This window comes from Thermogladius calderae 1633 (assembly GCF_000264495.1).
GTDB lineage: Archaea > Thermoproteota > Thermoprotei_A > Sulfolobales > Desulfurococcaceae > Thermogladius > Thermogladius calderae.
On record NC_017954.1, the window covers coordinates 42,890 to 61,817 of the forward strand.

Genomic DNA, 18,928 nt, shown 5'->3' on the forward strand with positions numbered 1-18,928 from the left:
CGATATAAGGTAGCATTCCTTATAAATTAAACTCCGTTAATAGGACTCGAACTCTAGTTTGTCGATCACCCTCCTAGATATCACACCAAGCCTCATCAGCTCGTACTTAAACCCGACACTTGTTTTGACGATCCTCAGCAAACCGGTGGTCCCCAAGTGGTATGGGGTAGGCGCGCTGAAGACCGTTATAACTCTCCTCTCGTGGTTGACCTTGTAACCCTCTACAGCCTCATGCCCTCGAATTATGAGCTTGACTCCAGCTATCTTAAGGAACTTATCGGTAAACTTCTGTCCGTAGAAGAAGCCAGCCCCTCTCACAGACTCCACTAGATACGTCTCCTCGTCTACCGGGTCACTCCAGAGCACTGTCTCCAAGTCCAGGTCGTCTAACATTGGGTCTCCTACGGAGAAGGCCTCCTCGAGAGTGCTCGCGTAGAGCGCCCTGTACGGGGGTCCGCCATGTAATAGCACAGCCTCGCCTGGCAGGACGGCTACTACCGGTAACTTATCGAAGAACTTGTACAGGAGGCGGACGGCTTCGTCCGACTTCTCGGGCCCGAAGTACTGTGAGACCCTGTAAGGTAGGTCGTGAGGGTAGGGTAGCAGCCACCTCGGAGGTTCATGGTTACCTCGCAACAGGATAACGTCGTCCGGGTACTTGTCTTTCAACTCGAGCAATAACGCGAGTGTTTCTATCTGGTAAGACCCTCTATCGACGTAGTCCCCGAGGAAGACCAGTTTAACCCCGGTACCGAGTTTCTCCAGAATACCGCTGGTCTCGAAAACCAGCTTGACGCTCGAGTAGTCTCCATGTACGTCTCCGAGCACGTAGAGCTCGTTGAAGGAGTTCTCGTCTATTTCTACGACTCCGGGGATCCTGTACCTCACACCGCTCCCCGTGTAGTCTAGTTTACTGGCTACCCGTCTGAGGGTCTCTGCGAACTCGCTGTATGAGAGCTTAACGTCCCTGTACGACTTTAAAACCAAACTCAGCCCCTACGCTCTTATCAAGTAGATCTCATAACTGGTGAAATTAAAAACGTCATGACCGATATCGGCAGCGTATAAGTGTTGGGGGCTGACCCAGACGTGAGACACCGATATGAGCGGGGATTCCTCGATAACGTTCACCTGATCCACGCCTGTAACCACGTTTATCTTGGCTAACTCGTTTAGCAGTTCTCGCAAGGTGGAGAGATTCGGTGCCGAAGAGACCATGATAGCGTAGCTTCCTCCCTGCCTGAAGACCAGCCTTTTCTTTGCGAGCTTTCCATCCACATGCCTGTAGTAGTGGTTGAGGAAACTGGAGAAGGTGACTCCTATCCCGACAAAGTCGTACAGCTTGGCCATGGTGAGCGGTGATAAAGGCGGGTTGTAGTGTCTGAAGAGCGTTAGGAGCGTTACTTCGTCTACCTTGTCTAGCTCGGGCGCCGGCTCTTCTTCCGCGACCTCGTCGAGCCTCAGTAGCTCTATTTTTTCACCGTCCTCTACCGGGACAAGTACGTCTCTAACTCTGCCGTTTATCACTGGCTTACAAACGTACCTCACACCGCTCTCCAGCCTCTCTACTAGACCCCTACCATAGACCAAGATAGTAGGCCTCGAGGTGAAAGAGTAGTAAGCGATGTCGGGTTTTACGCCTCCTAAACAAAACTTGGGAGGGATTTTCTGCGAGACGCTTATTACTGCGAAATCCAGGAACCCTATTCTATGCAACGCTACGTGGTAGTACTCTCTCAGTAAACCGAGTTTAAGACCCCGCCTAACGATCCTCGTCAGCTTCTCGTACGGAACGTTGATCTCGGCACTCATCTCTTTCAGAGAGCGATACCTCAGCGACGCGAATGACACTTCTCTCAAGATGCCGACTACGTCGCCTGGCCCTGCCATGGAATCACCCTAGAAGGCTGGTGACCAACACGTGTACGCAGGCCCTGTTCTCGAGCAAGTCTTGAAGCGGCTAGTACACAGCCTCTCCGCGGGTTATGGGAACTAGTGTACGTGGGCTCAGTGGCTACCATTCAGATCATCCACGGTCAACAGCGGCCAAGGTTCTTCACAGCCCTGTCAGCACGCTCGTGTGTCTTCACCGATCGTTCGATGGACCTCATCACATGTGGAGCGCTCGGCCAAATGCCTTCAAATCATTGACCTATCATAGACGGGAGTACTCCTCATCGCTAGCAGTTCTCACATTATGTCTAATTCCCTGAGCCTCCTTTTAACGATATCCGCTACAAGGGAGCCCTCGACTCTACCCCTAAGAACCTTCATCGCCTCGCTCATAACTATATTGAAGGCTTTATCGCGCCTCGACTTCAATTTTTCCAAGTTCTCTTTCACGATTTTGTCTACCAGGTCGAGTACGTCGCTCTCGGAAATCCTGCTCAAGCCTAGTTCTCTCACGACCTCCTCGACGTCCCGTTCGGGTTCTTTAGAGACCTCTCTTAGCACGTCCGGTATGGCGTCTTTTACCAACTTACCCGCGGCTACGAGGTCTATTACTTTCTCTATATGCTCGTCCTCTATGTTCTCGACGCGGACTCCCTCGTTCTCGAGCATCCTCAACGTGTTCGCTATCGTCGAGGCGATCAAGACCGGCGGTACCTTCCCCCTCCACTTCTCTACAAGCCTCTCGTAAAGGTCGAGCCTTATGTCGTTTATGACGCTAGTGGCGAGCTCTCTACTCAACCCGTGATCGCGAACAAACCTCTCTAGCTTTGCTTCAAACGGCTCGGGGACAAGACGCTTCGCCGACTCGATCAGATCGCCCGTTATCAGTATAGGCGGGATGTCTGTTTCAGGGTACATTCTCGCCCCTCCAGGCCTAGGTCTCATGTACCTAGTTGTGCCATCTGGGTTCGCAGCCCGAGTCTCCTCGGGGACACCGTCGAGGGCTACTTTAACCCTTTCTAGGACTATCTCGAGAGCCCTCAACGCCTTGCTTCTCTCGTCGACCACTAGTACGAATGCGTCTCTCTCGGGGTTAGCACCCAATCTCCTGTAGACCTCGTTGACTTCTTCCACTGTTATTCCATACCCCGGTAGCTCGTCGCTGTGGATCAAGCCGCCGACCCCCGCCCACACCCTCGCATAGTCGGCTAGCTCTGTACCGAATCTTCTACCGGGCTGTAACTCGAGGCCGAGTAGACCCTTGAATTCAGCGAGCTTGAGCCCGTAGACCACGGCGTTCTTCTCGGTTAGGAGCCTCTTTATCAGCTTCGACTGAGTATTCCTGAACAGGTCGGTCAAGTCTACGAATACTGCTCTGAGACTCTCTTTGACAACCCCCCTCCTACGTAGCTCCTCTCTTATCTCCAGGAGCCTTAACTGCCTCAACGTCTCGTACTCTATCACCCTGGGAATCATGTAAAGGTGTTGAATACCCTTGATCTCGACCTTACCCCCACCGGTGATACTTATGTTCACGTCCTGCCTGATCGAGCCCAAACCACGCTTAGCTCTACCCGTCAACCTGACTAGCTGACCTATCTTGAACGCGACTCTCCGAGCCTGCTCTGGGCTGTGAATATCTGGCGCTGTTGCTATTTCGACCAGCGGGATACCTAGCCTGTCAAGCTTGTATTCAACCTCATACTCCGACTCGCCCATTTTCCTAGCCGCGTCCTCCTCTAGGCAAAGGGTCTGGATGCGCACCCTCCCATCTTCGTCTTCGAGCCAGCCATTCATTGCGATCAAACTGGTCCTCTGGAATCCGCTGACGTTGCTACCGTCTATCACTATTTTCCTCATGACGTAGACTTCGTCTACGATCCTCATGTTAAGCGATAATGCTACAGCTAGAGCTACCTCGAGGGCCTCTCTGTTCATCTGGTGAGGGGGTTCTTCGTCGGCCTCAACAAGGCAAGAGGCTGAGCGGGGGGAATCGTACTTGAACCTCCTGCCCTTCTTCCACTCGAGGACGGCTGCCTGGTCGACCTCGCCCATCTCGCTTCTGCTAGGCCTCAACTCCCTGTAGAAGACGTCTACCGAGTCCTCCTCCACTAGCTTGGTGGGACAACTGCAAAACAGCTTCTCCCGCGTGTCCAACTGGACGTGAATCTCCAGTCCAACCCTTAGACCGAGCTTCTCGTAGTCGAGGCCTTGAACCGCTCTACTCATACAACCACCTCGGGTACAGGTCTAGCGTGTGCCTGTAGTTTATCTCCCCCTCTAGATTGGTCAACATCCACTTCCTGACCTCCGCGATGTCCCTCGTCTTGCTGGCTAGAACCCACGAAAGCTTTACGTAGGCTACCTCCGGCAACATGTCCTCTGCTGGTATAACCCCGGCTTCTAGGAGCCTGCGCCCCGTGGAGTAGACGTTCAAGTTTACCCTGCCGAAGAGGCACTGACTTGTCATTACAACGGGGACTCCACTCTCGACAGCCCTCTTAATCGAGTCTAAGAGCCTGTTCGATATGTGTCCTAGCCCGCTCCCCTCGATGACTATGCCGTGGAAACCCTTGTCGACGAGCATGTCGATTATCTCGTTCTGTACCCCGGGGTAGGCCTTAACCAAGGCTACCTTGTCATCGAACCTCGCCTCCAGAGAGGGCGTTCTCGTAGGATCCCTAGTCTTTAAAATCTTCCCGACCTGTTTGACCTCCGAGGTGTAGGGGTTCACTAGGAATATAGGCTTGTCGTTAATAGACTGAAAAGCGTCCCTCCTGCTCGTGTGCATCTTCCTCACCTTAACCCCTCTGTGGACGGCTATCAGGTCGTCAGAAGTAGAGGCGTGCATTGCGATAAGGGACTCCGCTATTGGTGCTCTTGATGCGGTTATAAAGGCTCCCTTAAGGTTCAGTATGGAGTCGCTGCTTGGCCTGTCACTACTCCTCTGAGAACCAACGAACACTATGGGGACGGGCTTGTCCCTTATAGCGAAGGCCAACGCTGCGGCGGAGTAGGACATCATGTCGGTGCCGTGAGCTATGACAGCCCCGTTCACGCCTCGCTTCATTTCTCTGTAAACTTCGTTCGCAAGCCTCTCCCAGTCGCTTGGAGTTATGTCCTCGCTGAACACCCTCATGACCTCTCTTGCCTCGAACACGGCTATGTCAGTCAGGTCGGGGGCCCACTCCGTGATCTCCCTAGTCGAAAGCGCCGGGACGACCGCGCCCGTCTCGTAGTCTATCTTAGAGGCTATCGTACCCCCTGTACTCAACAGTACGATCTTAGCCTTGCTCTCCACGGCCTCCTCCGGCTCTGCTACTCTCTCTAGCCTGGACTTCTTGGAGGCCAGGGATACCTGTGTCCTCTCGTCGACTTTAATTCCTATGTTATAGCCGTTTTCTAGCTTTATGACCAGTATATCCTCGCTCGCTCTAACGGTGTACCTCGGCATTAATACTCCTTCGAATACCTCGCCGTCCTTCACTACTCTGACCCTGTCACCTGGCTCGACCCCTATGCCCGACAACAACGCGGCTAGTCTACCCGTGTACCCGTGGTAGACAAGTACCATTTCCTAGCTCCCTAGCCAGAAAAACAATAGAGTTTCATAGAGTAAATAACTGTTGTCTAACAAGTCCAGGGTTCCTAGCTCTAGGAAAAACCTTACATTACAGTAGGCTTAGAAGCTGGAGCTAAGACTCTCCTTGCGTACTCCACCCTGTTCCTGACTCTCGGCGGCTTGTTCTTCCTACCCTTGGGTGGGATCTTGGGTGTTTGGCTTCTGACCTTGCCCGCCTTTGTAAGTGAGCCGTGGCTTGGCATACGTGACCACCGTTGTTTTACGCTACTAGAACTATTTGTTTTGGGGATATTTAAATAAGAGTGTTCTTAAAGTAGAATTAGAAGGCCAGGTGAAAGAATGGCCGCAGTTTACTTTACGCAGAACGTGCTAGGGGCGTTTTTGCTCGACGAGGAGGGGAAAAGGCTAGCAGAGAGCCTGGCGCCTTTCAAGACCAACGAGATAATAGACTACCTCATAGACCTCGAGGAGGGCAAGGTTACACAGCAAGCGAGAGAGGTGCTCGAGAAGGCGAAGTCTATGGGGTTCAACGAGGTAGTCGTCGAGACTATAGAGGACGGGAAGATCGCCAGCTCTCTCGGCTTAACTCCGAGAGTCGACGTGAGAGCTAGTGTGATAAGCAGGTTTAGGGAGAGACTACAAGACTTGGCCGTAGAGCTGGGTTTATGTAGTTCCAAGGACGAGTTCTACACGAAGTTGCACGAGATATCGCTAGAGCTGTCCCGTAGGAAGCTCAGGAAAGAAGCCCAGAAAAGAGACCTGCTCGCGATCCAAGCTATAAGGGCTATAGACGACATCGACAAGACCATAAACCTGTACGTGTCCAGGCTGAGGGAGTGGTATAGCATACACTTCCCCGAGCTAGACGAGCTCGTCAAAGACCACCACGACTACGCCAGGATAGTCTACGAGCTTGGGGACAGGGAGAACATCAGCTACGAGAAGCTAAAGAGGCTTGGCTTTAGCGAGGAGCTGTCCACGAAAATATCCGAAGCTTCGAGAAAGAGCATTGGCGCGGACCTGAGCGATTTCGACATTGAGTACATTAAGACCCTCGCAGGAATTATACTAGACCTCTACGAGCTCAGAGAGACTCTCGAGGGATATATCGACGCAGTAATGAAAGAGGTTTCACCCAACGTCACCGCTATCGTGGGGAGTAAGCTGGGCGCGAGACTTCTCAGCCTGGCAGGTAGCCTCGAGAACTTGGCTAAGCTACCCGCCAGCACAATACAGGTGCTCGGGGCCGAGAAAGCCCTGTTCAGGGCTCTTAGAACCGGCGGTAAACCGCCGAAGCACGGCGTGATATTCCAATACCCTGCCATACACAAGAGCCCGAGGTGGCAGAGAGGCAAGATCGCCAGAGCACTCGCAGCAAAGCTCGCTATTGCGGCCAAGATAGACTTCTACACTGGCAGGTTTGTAGGGGACAAGCTGGTTAAAGAGCTCCAGGAAAGGATTGAGGAGGTTAAAAAGCTGTACGCGAAGCCGCCTGCTAAGAAGCCGGAAGAGGTTAAACCGAGCAAGAAGGGTAGAGAGAAGAGGAGGTGAAGGGAGTTGAGCGAAGTGGTCGCTATTAAACCCCACGAGAAGTACTACGGAGTCTACGTGGTCGAGCTCGAAGACGGGAGCATGAGGCTGGCTACTAAGAACCTCGTCCCAGGCCACAGGGTCTACGGCGAGAGGCTCTTCAGGTACGAGAACGTCGAGTACAGGGAGTGGAACATGTACAGGAGCAAGCTAGCTGGCGCCCTCGCAAATGGTTTGAGCGAGCAGCCGATTAGGGAAAGCGACTCGATCCTGTACCTCGGAGTCGCTACAGGCACTACCGCCAGCCACATCTCTGACATAATAGGACTGAAAGGCAGGATCTACGGTGTGGAGTTCGCGCCCAGGGTCATGAGAGAGTTCGTTGCACTCGCAGACGTGAGGAAAAACCTCTACCCGATACTCGCCGACGCCAGGAAGCCACAGCTGTATAGGCACGTGGTGGAGCTAGTCGACGGAGTATACGCTGACATCGCCCAGCCAGAGCAAGCATCCGTTGTAGCGGACAACGCGGATTACTTCCTGAAGCACAACGGGTATCTGCTACTAGCCATTAAAGCAAGGAGCATCGACGTGACGAAAGAGCCCAGCGAGGTCTACAGGAGAGAGATCGAGACGCTGAAGAACAGGGGTTTCGAGATAGTGGACGTAGTCCACTTAGAGCCCTACGACAAAGACCACGCCATGGTCTACGCGAGGTTCAAGAGGTAAAAGTTAAGTGTCCCGTCGGGCTTTAGCCCGGTGTAGGTGATGAAAAGCAGAGTACTAGAGGAGCTCACCGAGGAAACGGTTGGAACTCTCGGCCGCGCCGGCTTTATTGTAGAGGAGATAGACTACCCCGAGGAGGGCCGTAGTGTAGACGTTGTTGGTAGGTCTGGAGACAAGAAGGTAATTCTGAAAGTGGTTTACGACTCTGCGAGAGTGAGCAAGAGGGAGATAGAGGACCTGAAGAAGCTCTCCGCAACATACAGAGCGTCGGTTCTAATAGTGTCGGAGAAGTACTGGAAGACCGAGATGGAAGACGACGTCGTCTACGTTAGAAACGACATCTACGTCGTCAACAAAAACCTCCTCCGGGACTACCTGCTGAAAAGCAGTAAGCCCATAGTGCTCAATGTGAGGGGGAACTACCTGGTCAGAATAAGCAGTAAAGGGTTTGCGAAGAGGAGGCTGGAGCTGGGCCTTTCGAGGAGCGAAGTCGCTAACAGGCTCAACATATCTAGGGAGGCGGTGTACCAGTACGAGACCAGGCGTTCGATGACATCTGTCCAGACGGCTATCAAGATAGCCGATCTATTGGGCGAGGAGGTGTTCGAGGAGATAGACCTGCTAAACGAGAGCATGTTCGACCAGTACGAGAGCCGTGCTGAGAGCCCGCTCCTAAACGAGTTACTCAGTCTCGTGAACGTCAGGGATGCCAAGTTCTTCTCCTTCACAACGACACCTGTAGACGCTGCTATCGTCAAGGACGAAAAGACGGTCTCGATTGTGAGGTTGACCGGGTTCAGCAGAAGTGAAGTCGAGCTCAAGGCGGATAACGCCGTGAAGCTGACTAGCATTACAAGGTCTACGCCGCTGTTCATACACGACGAGAGGAGGATTGAAAGGATCGGGGAGGCTTTGAGAGAGATATTCGGTGAGTAGCCGAGGATGAGATACACCCTCGTGATAACAGGTAGACCCGGAGTAGGGAAGTCCACACTTTTCAACAAGATCGTAGAGGCGTTGAGGAGTAGTGGACTAGCCGTCGCGGGATTCGTAACCTTCGAAGAGAGAGATTCCACGGGTCTGAGAGTGGGGTTCAAGATCCTCGACTTGAAGACGAGGTCGTGGGCTTGGCTTGCCAGGAGAGATAGCCCGTCTCCTGTACGGGTCGGCTCCTATGGCGTATTCGTCGAAGAAGCAAACAAGGTCGTCGAGATGGCCCTAAACAAAGATGCTGTGGTAAACAGTGACGTCATATGCGTGGACGAGGTAGGCCCCATGGAGCTAAAGCTCCCGAGCTTTAAACCCCTGCTCATAAGTGCTCTCAAACTGGGAAAGCCGACAATCCTCGTGGTTCATTACAGGCTCTCCGACCCCGACATACTGAGGTTAATTGACAAGTCCGAGAGGGTGACGCTCACTCTCGAGAATAGGGACGAGCTAAACCGAGTATTACCTGGAGTCGTCTTAGAGAAAATCAGGGGGAAGAGACCGTAAGGTCATGACTAGCAGGCTGTTAAGCAAAACCATTGTAGTAGAAGAGGGCCTAGCAAAAGTATACGTGCCAGACATCTCGGAGTACATAAGAGAGGACGGGGTAGTAGAGCCTTCCTGGATGCCCGTATTTTACAACCCGTCAGCTAAGTTCTCTAGGGATGTAACCGTACTCGTTGCGAGGACGTACTTTAGTAGTAGGGAGTTCTTCTTCCTCGACCTTCTCTCGGGTACAGGTGTGAGAGGGATCAGGCTGTCGCTCGAGGCGGGAGGCGTAGGGATATTAAACGACGTAGACCCTCGGGCATACGACTACATAACCGAGAACATCAAGTTCAACAAGCTAGACGACAGGCTAACAGCGTTCAATATGGAGGCTAACGCCCTGGCCAACCTTTTGACCTTCACAGGTGTAGTCGTCGACTACGCCGATGTAGACCCTTACGGCTCGCCAATACCCTTCTTCGAGAGCGCTCTAAAGCCGTTGGGGAAGAAGGCACTACTAGGCGTCACAGCCACGGATAGGGGGCCTTTGAATTGCGTGAACAAGGAGAAGACTCTCAAGAGGTACTGGTTGGAGTGTCACAGTGTCGACTTCGCGAACGAACTTGGGATTAGAGTTTTGACTTACGTTACAGCCCTGAGGGCGTCAGCCCTCAACTACGCTATCACACCCCTACTGTACCTCAGTAAGGCCCACTACTTCCGCGTCTTCTATCTGGTCGAGCGTAGGAACCCCTACGAGGAGATTTCTAGGTGTAAAGGGTACATATGGTACTGCAGGGATACCCTCGAAAGAGGACTCTCAAAGACTGGCGAGCCGGATGTGTCTTGCAAAGGGGGGAAGAGGCCCATAGTGATTGGCCCCCTATGGGTGTGCCCGCTGGGTAGCAAGGAGTTCGTTGACCGAGTAGCCGAGAACCTCGAGAAGACGCCTTATCTCAAGAATAGGGACGTGCTGAAGTACGTCAACTTATTGAAGAGCGAGGTAGATGTGAACGTCCCATACATAAGGCTGGATCTCCTCTGCAAGAAGATTGGAGCCAACATGCCGAACATGGATTCGCTTGTTGAAAGGCTGAGAAGCATGGGTTTTAGGGCCTCGAGAACACACCTGGACTACAGGGGTGTGAAGACCGATGCTCCTCTAGATGTTCTGACAAGCGCCATACGAGAGACTGGTGGAGCCGGCTCCTCGTGACTACCTTAACGCGTTCTTTTGGTTTGTCCGTGTCTCAAGACCCACTCGTTTATGAACTGGCAGTTCACCGGGTCGTAGAACCCGCCTTCATAGCACCTGTTGATGAATGGGCAGGATACACACGGTATGTCGAGTACCTCGTCAACTAATTTACTCACAACTAGTTTCCCAAGACGCCCAGCCTGGAGACCTGTTTTCTGTACTCTAGCTAAAGTGTCCGCCACGAGTGTAATTCTGTAGGTCCTCTTACCCTTGTATGTAACGGGCTCTCTCTTAATGACTCCTTCCTCCTCGAGCTTCTTCAAAGCCTTTGACAACTCCTTACTGGTCAACCCGAGCTCTTTCCACAACTCGCTTTGCAGAACATCCTTGCCCTCGTTTGAGAGCAAGAACCCGATTATCCTCTCGCTTACTGAGTCCTTCGACATGAAAATTCGACCTGTCGCTGAAGTCGCTGTTGAGCCAATATTTTATTCTATCATTAGAGGCTTATAATTTGACATGAGAAAAACACGAAACCGTTAGAACTACATGGTGATCACTATGTCCAGGTTTCTGACTATCTCGCTATAGGAATTCCTGATCGCTACATCAGTCAACCCTACTGTTTTAGCGATGTCTAGTTGAGTCCTCCTATTCCCCGTCAGGATAGCGGCCACGTAAACGGCTGAGGCTGCGAGGCTTGAAAGCCCCTTTCCGCTCACTAGCCCCGTGCTCGTGACTTCTGCCACGATCTTATTGGCTACGAACTCGACCTCCGGGGGTAGGCCAGAGCTCTTCACTATGTAGGAGATGATCGTTTGGGGCTCGTTCCTCGCCAGTTTCTTGTTCAGGTTCTTGACAGACTCGCTCACCATCTTAATAGCATTCCAAACCTCCTGCGGTTCGAGCCCGAGCTCGCTAGCAAACTGCTTGAAGGGTCTTGGGTAGCCGTGGATCTTGTAAGACAGGTACAGCGAGGCTGCGGCCAGCCGCTTGAGCGTCTTCTCCTTGAAGTTCTTGCCTGCGACCGCCTCCCTGAGAATTTCGCCCGCCGTCTCGGCTACTGCGGTTGGCGGCTTTATCAGCTTGACTAGGTCGTTGAGGTGCTTGAGCGCCTTCTCAACGATCCTCTCGCTCTTGCTGACCCTGACGTCTTTCTGCCTCGCGACCCAGCCCCTGCCCTCTTTCACGTGGTTGACAATCCTACCGGCTATCTCTGTCCCCCCGATACCCCTGTCGTGAACCCTGTTAGTGAAGGAGCCGCTTACTCTAGGGGTGGTCTCGTCCTTTATCAGAGTCTCAATACCGTAGTCGATTGGTCTCTCCTCTAGGACTGTCCCGCAAACAGGGCAAACGTACGCGTTCTCGGAGTAGTCGAAGACTATGTTTTGATTACCGCATACCGGGCATCTCAGGACAGCCGTCTCTATCTTCATCACTGTGTCTCTCCCCCTTGCTTTCTAGTCCCCTTTCTCTTAACTGGCTCGTAATACACGTTGTAGTCGCGTATTGTAGAGGCCAAGTCCCTAGACTCCAGTTTAACGATAATCCTGGGGTCGTCAACTCTCCCAATTATATCGACTATTTTTCCAAGCCTCCGAAGATTGGAGTCGTACACGAGGCTACCTATAAGATCCTCCCGGACGTTCACGGATGGTCTAACCACCAGGATCCCATTCTTACCCACGACTTCTACGAAACCCAAGCGCCTCAAACCCTGACTTAACCTCCTGTGGTATTACCTTGTTGACACAGTATTTAACCAGAGACCCTATAATACCTACGACACTACCGTTTTTTGTATTATTGCTTCTCTCAAACAGGTGTTGAAACAAGAACGTAATACACTATTGGTGAGATATACTCACGTAATACAGCCTAGTCGGGAGGTAGAGACGATTTACGCGGTTACAACCCGAGTTTCAAATAGAACTCCCTCCGGTGGACTGAATTGAGCGTACTAGGAACTGGGGTATTGAAAGCCCCTAGCCCCTAGTCTTCTTCAACTCCATGGATATGAGCTTGAGAAGCCTCGTCTTGCTAAAAACTTTGTTTACAACGACTCTACCAGCCTTCCTCCACATTCGAGGGTACTTCTTGTCTGCCTCAACCTCCACCTCAAACCCTAGGCGCCGGGCTGCTTTCTCGATCTCCTCTAACGTGGGGTTCGGCACGCAGAGCGACTTTGGAACTCTCCTACCCTCGCTACGAGTACTCGAACAATCGATGTAGTGAGGGTATATGACGACCTTTCTTTTCTCGTACTCCCTACTCACTACGACACCGTGTACTCTACTTTACTAAGACCCCGTTCAAAACTCCGTCTTGCCCTGGCCTCGAAAGGATTTTGACCAACCCTACCTCCGTCTTGACGATCGCGCCTTTAACGATTATCTTGGACCTCGCTAACTGGGGGTTAGACGGGACGTTCACGACGTCTAGGATCTTGACTCTCTTGACACGCTTCTCTTCTGGCAAGTAGACGTTGACATAGGTTACTCTCTTCAGCTTTACCTTAGTGTTCCCGCCCACCGTCCTAACGATTTTCCTCTCCTCCTCTCCCGCCAGGGTCGTATTGATGGGCGAGCCCCCTAACTCGTATTTCCTCTTGTCCCTGCGTCGTCCTTTCTTACCCCCCGTTATCTTTTTGAAGTCGTTACCTTGGTAGTACGACATTAACAGCACCTTCCTCTTTCTAGAGTTTGAAGCCGCCTTATAAACTTCTTTAAGTTGTAAACCTATGTATAAAATCTGGCAAAGTCCAGGGAAGCAGAGGCATGCGCGGATTACTCGCCTCTTCTCAGAGAAAGCTCGAGAGGTTCGCTTTCAGGGTACTAAGCTTCTTCGAGAAGAGAGTTCTTGAAGACATCTACGAGAGGTGGCTGTGGCTCCAGATCAAAGACGGCCCGTTTCCTACGCACATAGGCATAATCCCAGACGGGAACCGTAGGTGGGCCAAAAAGTTCGGTTTAGACCCTTTGACAGGGCACGAGACCGGCTACGAGAGGATTAAAGAGGTCTTGAACTGGATCTGGGAGCTAGGTGTGAGGTACGTAACGATCTACGCTATGAGTAGCGAGAACTGCAGGTTCAGGAACCGCGAGGAGTTCTATCACCTGCTCTCCCTGCTCAGGAGAGGAATTAGAGAAATACTGGAGTCGGGCGAGATCGATAAGAAGAGGATCCGAGTCAGGGTGATTGGGGACTTAGACATGCTCCCGCCGGACCTCGTCGACGAGATCAAGAAGCTGGAGGAGAGGAGTAGCTCGTACAAGGACAGGACGTTGATGATCGCCGTATGTTATGGCGGTAGACATGAGATAGTCGAGGCCGTTAAGAAGATTATTAAAGAGTACGAGGAGGGAAAAGTCGGCTTGGACGACATAAACGAAGAGACTTTCTCAAAATACTTGATGACGAGCGATATCCCAGACCCTGACTTGATCATAAGGACAAGCGGGGAGGTGAGGATAAGTAACTTCTTGTTATGGCAGTCCGCCTACAGCGAGCTCTACTTCTGCGACGCTTACTGGCCTGAATTCAGGAAAATAGACTTCTGGAGAGCTATAAGGAGCTATCAGGCCCGCGAAAGAAGGTTCGGGAGGTGATCACGCTTCCTCGCTTAACTCGTCGGGGTTCGAGTAGAGCAACTTTAGATCCTCGAACGTGAGCTTCTTAACACCAGACTTCAACTTCTCTTCGACCTGCTTCTTCTTTTCCTCGATTATCTTAGAGGTCTTCGTCCTCCTCAGCTCTTCTAGCTTCTTGTTATACAGCTCCCTTAACTCCCCTAGTCTAGACCTGTACTTATCGATCTCGCCGTTAATTTCGTCCAGCCTCTTCTGCTTCTCGTTTATCGTGTTCGTTAGGTCGTTAACAGCCTTCGTCTTCTCGGTCAGCTCCTGCCTCATCTTCGTAAGGCTCTCTTTGGCTTTCCCAACCTCCTCCGTCAACACGCCTATGTTGTTCTTCAGGTCGCTTATCTGTACACGCAGTGATGTTATGTACGCTCTCAGTTCCAGGTACTGGTTCTTCTCGTTTACAGCCCTACGAGCCTTCTCGAGCAGCCTCTCGTAGCGTTTTATCTTGTTGATGATCTCGTTCTCCTGCTCGAGTGATAGAACTCTCGTCTGCAGACTCCACTCGAGCCTGTTTATCTCGTCGACGATGGCGCTTATAGGTATCCTGACCTCCTTGTTTAGGTTCTCTACCTCGATCTTCTTACTCCTAGCTAGCTCTATAAGAGAAGAGTACTCCTCCTTCTTCGACTTCAGCTCCCCGATCAGCCTTCGCCTCTCCTCCACCAGCTTCTTGTACTTCTCCTTCAGGCCCTTGTACTCCTCTCTTAGCTTTTTGATGCTCTCGATCAGCCCTCTACGCTGGGTCCTTAGAGTTTTCAGCTCTGCTACTAACCCGGCTCTCTGCTCTTTAAGCTGAGAAATCAAAGCCCTCGTCTTGGACATCTCGTCTCCTATTGCCGTAAGAGACGGGTCCTCGTTAAAGCCGTTCTCGGCCACTCAACGATTCACCACACCAGCTCTGCTAACTATGACTCTAGCGTCGACGACGACCGCCCCACGGCTATAGGCTATTATGGGATTTAAATCGACCGAGATAATATAAGGATTATCCTCCATTAATTTAGAGAGCGACACGATCATGCCGGCGATAGCCTCCTTGTCCACAGGGGGTTGCGACCTGTACCCTTCGAGTATTCTACTCGCCTTGATCTCCCCTAGCATCTCGATAGCTTCCTGGTAACTCACGGGAGCCACTCTAAAGGTGACGTCTTTTAACACTTCCACGAATATACCGCCGAGCCCGAACATGATGACGGGGCCGAACACCTGGTCGCGTGTAGCGCCAATAATTACCTCCACGCCTGGCGGCATCATTTTTTGTACGAGGAAGCCCGTCAGCCTAGCCCCGGGTTGCCTCTCCTTGACGTTCTTCGTTATAGCCTCGCAAGCACGCTCGACTTCCTCGCCACTCTTCAAGCCTAGTACAACACCGCCGACGTCTGTCTTGTGGCTGATATCGGGTGAGACGACCTTTACAACAACCGGGTAACCTATTTTGTCTGCGACCTCCCTGGCCTTACGGCCGGTCTCCGCGAAGCCGTAGTCGGCGACTTTGATACCGTACAGCTCCATTAACCTCATTGCTTCGTGCTCGAGTAGCTTGGACCTCCCCTCTCTCAACGCCGCCTCTATAATACTGCCAGCGTTCAAGACACGCCACCTTGCATTCTAATTCGCGAGTAAGTATATAAAGCACTCAAAGCCCTCGCAAGTCTCTCGGGGGACTCGAACACCGGTATACCGTTCTCCTCGAGGAACTTTTTGTACTCCAGCGTGAGCCCTCCTCCTATTAGGACTACGAGCATAGGTTTACCGTACCTCTTGGCCGTCACAAGGTACTCGAAGAGCTCGCCTCTCAGGCCCGGAACCTGGGGTAGGGCCACTACGACGACTGCGTCCACGTCGTTTCTCGGCAGCAGCTCGTTCAACACGGTCATGAACCTCTGGTCGTCTGTGTCACCCGTCAAGTCTATCGGGTTCTCGACTATACAGTGAGGCGGGAGGACACTCCTCAGTCTCTCCTTGAGATCGGCGGGTGTCTCTGGTACCTCGAGGCCGTTGAGCTCGATGGCGTCTGTTAACATCACTCCTACACCCCCAGCGTCGGTCACGATGTAGACCCTCCTACCCTTCATCAATGGCTGAGTGGACAAGACCTTGACGAGGTCCATAATCTCGTCGAAGCTGACAGCCTCTAGAAGCCTGCTCTGCTTGAAGACCGTTGTGTAAAGAGTGTAGTCGCCGGCTAAGGCGGCCGTGTGGCTGGCTGCGGCGATACCTCCCCTCTTGGTCTTACCCGCCTTGTAGACAACGACGGGCTTAACCCTTGAAACCTTTCTCGCGGTGTCGATGAAGTCTCTACCCCGCCCTTCTCTGACGCCCTCTAAGTAGAGGAAGATAACGTTCGTGGTGGGGTCTTCCACTAGGTAGTTCAGCAGCTCGACCTCGTCTACGTCGATCTTGTTCCCGAAGCTTATGGCCTTCGAGAGGCCGTAGCCGTGGTGCGCCATCCAGTCGAGTAACGCCGACGCGAAAGCGCCGCTCTGGCTTATCACACTCACGTAACCCTTGGGCGGTCTCTTCATTTTGTCCTCTGGGAGGAAGAAGGTGTCAACACCGCTCCAGTTGTCTAGCACCCCTATACAGTTGGGCCCTATCACCCTAATACCGTGTTTAGCTGCGACCCGCTTTACCTCGTCCTCTAGCATAGCACCCTCTTGAGTACCGGTCTCCCTGAACCCCCCGCTTATTATTATAGCGCCCTTCACGCCTTTGACGCCCGCGTCTTCCAGTACCCCAGGGACTGTCCTAGCGGGGGTGGCTATCACTACTAGGTCCACTCGCCCCGGTATCTCCTGTACACTCGCGTAGGCCTTTAGCCCGAGGATCTCCTGGTAGTGCGGGTTAACCGGGTATATCTCGCCCTTGAACTTGTTCTTGAAGTTCTCCAGTATTACCCTGCCTACCTTACCCTCCTTCGGGGTCGCCCCCACGACCGCTACGCTCGAGGGGTTAAAGAAGAACTCGAGCACCTAGAGCACCACTATCACGTAATTTAGGCGAGGTAAAATAAGTTTTGTCTACCAATCACGCTCAGAGAACGGGGTTGGGCTCCTCTGTGTAGTAGTCCTCGCCGCCCGCCAGTACCCTCTGTAGGGCCGCGTATAGCTCGTCGAGACCCTCTCCCGACACGTTCGAGACTTTCACTACATCAAAGAGCATGAGCTTCTCGAGCAGTAGCTCTATCTCGTCTTTACTCCATATGAGGTAACCCGGCGAGTTTAGTGCCTCGGCCAGACTGTAGGGGTCTTCAAAGTACTCGTCTATTTTACCCAGCTCGTCGCCGGGTATCAAGTCCGTCTTCGTCACCACGTTGATCTGCGGGTATGCCAACCTAGCGTGAACAGAGGCCGACAAGAGGAGCGACGACAACAGGTTGTTTGGGTTCACGACCTGGAGACCGTCTATCAGGAAGAGGGAGGCTCTCCTGTTCTCACCTATTATCGAGTTGAGTATAATCGGCCCCGTCTCCCTGAACGCGAACACCTCCATCTGACCCGGGGTGTCTATGATGAAGTAGTTCGGGCGGAGCCCCTCGATCTCCTCTCTGAGGTCGTTTATTTTCAGAGCCAACATATCCATCGAGGCTATGAGAGCCCCGTTAGGCCCAAGCCCGTACTTCTCCATGACCTCTCGCGCGTCGACGTAGTCTCTCACGTCTACGTCCGGGTCATAAGGTAGTTTTTCTACGGCTGGATCGAGGTTCACAATCGCCGCGTCTAGGCTGTGGTCTTCCAGGTACTCGCGTAAACTCCCAGACAAGGTCGTCTTGCCACTGCCTGCTGTACCCAGCACCACGATGTAGTATGGCATGAGCTACACCTGCATTATATGTAGAATAGCCTTCTACCAGTACTACCCCAGTACCTCCCTTTGAAGTTCAGCTTGTACCCGCACTTCGGGCAGGTCAAGTCTTCTCTCAAGCCCCACTTGGTGATGAAGAACCCCTCTCTTTCGACAACCAGGGTGCCACACCTAGGACAGTAAGTGTTCTCTAGGGGGTGCCCCCACACGTTGCCTATATACACGTGCTTCAAGCCATGCTCTCTGGCCAGTTTCGCTAGTCTCTCCAGCGTCTGAACAGGCGTAGGGGGCACGTCGGACATGAGGTAGTCCGGGTGGAACCTCAAGAGGTGGAACGGCGTCTCGTCTCCAAGGTTCTCCACTATCCACTTGCTCAACCTCGCAACGTCCTCTTCTCGATCCCCGTAGACCGGCACCACCAGGTTTGTGATCTCGATCCACCAGCCTTGCCTCTTCATCTCGAGGATTGTGGAGTATATGGGGGTGGGGTCCCACACCCCCATGAACTTCCTGTAGAACTCAACGTTACCCCCAGCCTTGAAGTCCACAGTAGCGGCGTCCATGTAAGGTCCGATCTCCCTAACAGCCTCTTCAGTCATATACCCGTTTGTTACCATCGTGTTGAACAGCCCGTGCTTCTTCGCCAGTTTAGCAGTATCGTACATGAACTCGTAGAACACCGTTGGCTCGTTGTACGTGTAGCTTATACCCTGACAACCCAGTTGTAGAGCCCTCTCCACAACATCCTCGGGTTCAAACGGCTCTCCGTAGAGCCTATCTCTCCTAGACTGGCTCAAAACCCAGTTCTGACAAAACCTGCAATAGAAGTTGCAACCGACGGTCGATATCGAGAAAACACAGGCACCAGGGTTGAAATGCATAAGGGGCTTTTTCTCTATCGGGTCGGGGTTCGCGGCTGTCAGTAGACCGTAGACTAGCGTGTACAGAACACCGTCCTTGTTATATCTAACACCGCAAGCCCCGTACGCTCCCGGTACTATCACGCACCTCTTGTGGCAAAGATTGCACTTGACACGCCCTCCCTCGAGTCGCTGGTAAAACATCGCCTCTCTTACA

The 18,928-nt window shown here is 52.6% G+C and carries 21 protein-coding genes; 6 read left to right on the plus strand and 15 right to left on the minus strand.

From position 1 onward, the window contains the following. Window positions 1–36: 36 nt before the first annotated feature. The 5 genes from TCELL_RS00255 to TCELL_RS00275 form a co-directional block, all read right to left on the minus strand. A complete protein-coding gene (locus tag TCELL_RS00255; RefSeq protein WP_014736725.1) occupies window positions 37–987 on the minus strand; it encodes a metallophosphoesterase family protein in 951 nt (316 codons plus the stop codon). Window positions 988–996: 9 nt separating this feature from the next. Then, on the minus strand, window positions 997–1,890 hold the full coding sequence (locus TCELL_RS00260) for a hypothetical protein (RefSeq protein ID WP_014736726.1): 894 nt from the start codon (window positions 1,888–1,890) through the stop codon (window positions 997–999). A gap of 300 nt (window positions 1,891–2,190) precedes the next feature. Further along, the gene (gatE, locus tag TCELL_RS00265; protein WP_014736727.1) at window positions 2,191–4,122 is read right to left on the minus strand and encodes a Glu-tRNA(Gln) amidotransferase subunit GatE; all 1,932 of its coding nucleotides are present in this window, start codon (window positions 4,120–4,122) and stop codon (window positions 2,191–2,193) included. Beyond that, a complete protein-coding gene (gatD, locus tag TCELL_RS00270) occupies window positions 4,115–5,467 on the minus strand; it encodes a Glu-tRNA(Gln) amidotransferase subunit GatD (protein WP_014736728.1) in 1,353 nt (450 codons plus the stop codon). Before gatD ends, gatE begins: the two co-directional genes overlap by 8 nt. A 92-nt stretch (window positions 5,468–5,559) precedes the next feature. Continuing rightward, entirely contained in the window at window positions 5,560–5,718 is a 159-nt protein-coding gene (locus TCELL_RS00275) for a 30S ribosomal protein S30e (protein WP_014736729.1), read from the minus strand. Window positions 5,719–5,815: 97 nt separating this feature from the next. Here TCELL_RS00275 and TCELL_RS00280 point away from each other — a divergent pair, with 97 nt between their 5' ends. From TCELL_RS00280 to TCELL_RS00300, 5 genes are read left to right on the plus strand one after another with little or no spacing between them, the layout of a single operon-like run. Then, window positions 5,816–7,027 (plus strand): rRNA biogenesis protein Nop56/Nop58, encoded by a 1,212-nt coding sequence (locus TCELL_RS00280; protein ID WP_014736730.1) that lies wholly within the window; start codon window positions 5,816–5,818, stop codon window positions 7,025–7,027. A 6-nt stretch (window positions 7,028–7,033) separates the two neighbouring features. After that, complete coding sequence (locus TCELL_RS00285) at window positions 7,034–7,735, plus strand: fibrillarin-like rRNA/tRNA 2'-O-methyltransferase (RefSeq protein WP_014736731.1); 702 nt, start codon at window positions 7,034–7,036, stop codon at window positions 7,733–7,735. Window positions 7,736–7,774: 39 nt separating this feature from the next. Further along, the gene (locus TCELL_RS00290) at window positions 7,775–8,668 is read left to right on the plus strand and encodes a transcriptional regulator (RefSeq protein ID WP_014736732.1); all 894 of its coding nucleotides are present in this window, start codon (window positions 7,775–7,777) and stop codon (window positions 8,666–8,668) included. 6 nt (window positions 8,669–8,674) lie between these two features. After that, window positions 8,675–9,226 (plus strand): nucleoside-triphosphatase, encoded by a 552-nt coding sequence (locus tag TCELL_RS00295; RefSeq protein WP_014736733.1) that lies wholly within the window; start codon window positions 8,675–8,677, stop codon window positions 9,224–9,226. A 4-nt stretch (window positions 9,227–9,230) separates the two neighbouring features. Next, window positions 9,231–10,424 (plus strand): N2,N2-dimethylguanosine tRNA methyltransferase, encoded by a 1,194-nt coding sequence (locus TCELL_RS00300; protein WP_014736734.1) that lies wholly within the window; start codon window positions 9,231–9,233, stop codon window positions 10,422–10,424. 5 nt (window positions 10,425–10,429) lie between these two features. Here TCELL_RS00300 and TCELL_RS00305 read toward each other — a convergent pair whose 3' ends face one another. The 5 genes from TCELL_RS00305 to TCELL_RS00325 form a co-directional block, all read right to left on the minus strand. Beyond that, on the minus strand, window positions 10,430–10,852 hold the full coding sequence (locus tag TCELL_RS00305) for a MarR family transcriptional regulator (protein WP_014736735.1): 423 nt from the start codon (window positions 10,850–10,852) through the stop codon (window positions 10,430–10,432). A gap of 99 nt (window positions 10,853–10,951) precedes the next feature. After that, on the minus strand, window positions 10,952–11,842 hold the full coding sequence (locus TCELL_RS00310) for a transcription initiation factor IIB (RefSeq protein ID WP_014736736.1): 891 nt from the start codon (window positions 11,840–11,842) through the stop codon (window positions 10,952–10,954). Next, complete coding sequence (locus TCELL_RS00315) at window positions 11,842–12,120, minus strand: H/ACA ribonucleoprotein complex subunit GAR1 (protein WP_048162778.1); 279 nt, start codon at window positions 12,118–12,120, stop codon at window positions 11,842–11,844. Before TCELL_RS00315 ends, TCELL_RS00310 begins: the two co-directional genes overlap by 1 nt. Window positions 12,121–12,391: 271 nt before the next feature. Beyond that, window positions 12,392–12,682 carry a signal recognition particle subunit SRP19/SEC65 family protein gene (locus tag TCELL_RS00320; protein WP_014736738.1) on the minus strand — a complete coding sequence of 97 codons (291 nt, stop codon included), beginning with the start codon at window positions 12,680–12,682 and terminating at the stop codon, window positions 12,392–12,394. Between the two features lie 16 nt (window positions 12,683–12,698). Then, window positions 12,699–13,082: a 30S ribosomal protein S8e gene (locus TCELL_RS00325; RefSeq protein ID WP_014736739.1), complete on the minus strand. Its 384-nt coding sequence runs from the start codon at window positions 13,080–13,082 to the stop codon at window positions 12,699–12,701. A gap of 101 nt (window positions 13,083–13,183) precedes the next feature. Here TCELL_RS00325 and uppS point away from each other — a divergent pair, with 101 nt between their 5' ends. After that, window positions 13,184–14,014, plus strand: coding sequence for a polyprenyl diphosphate synthase (uppS, locus tag TCELL_RS00330; RefSeq protein WP_014736740.1), 831 nt, complete (start codon window positions 13,184–13,186; stop codon window positions 14,012–14,014). On the opposite strand, the gene TCELL_RS00335 is transcribed toward uppS, so the two are convergent. The 5 genes from TCELL_RS00335 to amrS all read right to left on the minus strand — a co-directional run bounded on the left by TCELL_RS00335 (window position 14,015) and on the right by amrS (window position 18,915). Beyond that, a complete protein-coding gene (locus TCELL_RS00335) occupies window positions 14,015–14,923 on the minus strand; it encodes a coiled-coil protein (protein WP_014736741.1) in 909 nt (302 codons plus the stop codon). Then, window positions 14,924–15,637, minus strand: a complete 714-nt coding sequence (locus tag TCELL_RS00340) for an acetate--CoA ligase family protein (RefSeq protein ID WP_014736742.1) — start codon at window positions 15,635–15,637, stop codon at window positions 14,924–14,926. Next, window positions 15,634–17,019, minus strand: a complete 1,386-nt coding sequence (locus TCELL_RS00345; RefSeq protein WP_014736743.1) for an acetate--CoA ligase family protein — start codon at window positions 17,017–17,019, stop codon at window positions 15,634–15,636. The genes TCELL_RS00340 and TCELL_RS00345 overlap by 4 nt, the downstream gene beginning before the upstream one ends. Window positions 17,020–17,080: 61 nt before the next feature. Next, entirely contained in the window at window positions 17,081–17,860 is a 780-nt protein-coding gene (locus TCELL_RS00350; RefSeq protein WP_014736744.1) for an ATP/GTP-binding protein, read from the minus strand. Window positions 17,861–17,874: 14 nt separating this feature from the next. After that, complete coding sequence (amrS, locus tag TCELL_RS00355; RefSeq protein ID WP_048163467.1) at window positions 17,875–18,915, minus strand: AmmeMemoRadiSam system radical SAM enzyme; 1,041 nt, start codon at window positions 18,913–18,915, stop codon at window positions 17,875–17,877. Between the last annotated feature and the right edge of the window lie 13 nt (window positions 18,916–18,928).

Bases quoted from the DNA above. Each gene is read 5' to 3' on its own strand.
- TCELL_RS00260 (WP_014736726.1), bottom strand. From the start codon at position 1,890: ATGGCAGGGCCAGGCGACGTAGTCGGCATCTTGAGAGAAGTGTCATTC.
- TCELL_RS00295 (WP_014736733.1), top strand. From the start codon at position 8,675: ATGAGATACACCCTCGTGATAACAGGTAGACCCGGAGTAGGGAAGTCC.
- TCELL_RS00310 (WP_014736736.1), bottom strand. From the start codon at position 11,842: ATGAAGATAGAGACGGCTGTCCTGAGATGCCCGGTATGCGGTAATCAA.
- gatE (WP_014736727.1), bottom strand. From the start codon at position 4,122: ATGAGTAGAGCGGTTCAAGGCCTCGACTACGAGAAGCTCGGTCTAAGG.
- TCELL_RS00325 (WP_014736739.1), bottom strand. From the start codon at position 13,082: ATGTCGTACTACCAAGGTAACGACTTCAAAAAGATAACGGGGGGTAAG.
- TCELL_RS00300 (WP_014736734.1), top strand. From the start codon at position 9,231: ATGACTAGCAGGCTGTTAAGCAAAACCATTGTAGTAGAAGAGGGCCTA.
- TCELL_RS00290 (WP_014736732.1), top strand. From the start codon at position 7,775: ATGAAAAGCAGAGTACTAGAGGAGCTCACCGAGGAAACGGTTGGAACT.
- TCELL_RS00305 (WP_014736735.1), bottom strand. From the start codon at position 10,852: ATGTCGAAGGACTCAGTAAGCGAGAGGATAATCGGGTTCTTGCTCTCA.
- TCELL_RS00275 (WP_014736729.1), bottom strand. From the start codon at position 5,718: ATGCCAAGCCACGGCTCACTTACAAAGGCGGGCAAGGTCAGAAGCCAA.
- uppS (WP_014736740.1), top strand. From the start codon at position 13,184: ATGCGCGGATTACTCGCCTCTTCTCAGAGAAAGCTCGAGAGGTTCGCT.
- TCELL_RS00280 (WP_014736730.1), top strand. From the start codon at position 5,816: ATGGCCGCAGTTTACTTTACGCAGAACGTGCTAGGGGCGTTTTTGCTC.
- gatD (WP_014736728.1), bottom strand. From the start codon at position 5,467: ATGGTACTTGTCTACCACGGGTACACGGGTAGACTAGCCGCGTTGTTG.
- TCELL_RS00350 (WP_014736744.1), bottom strand. From the start codon at position 17,860: ATGCCATACTACATCGTGGTGCTGGGTACAGCAGGCAGTGGCAAGACG.
- amrS (WP_048163467.1), bottom strand. From the start codon at position 18,915: ATGTTTTACCAGCGACTCGAGGGAGGGCGTGTCAAGTGCAATCTTTGC.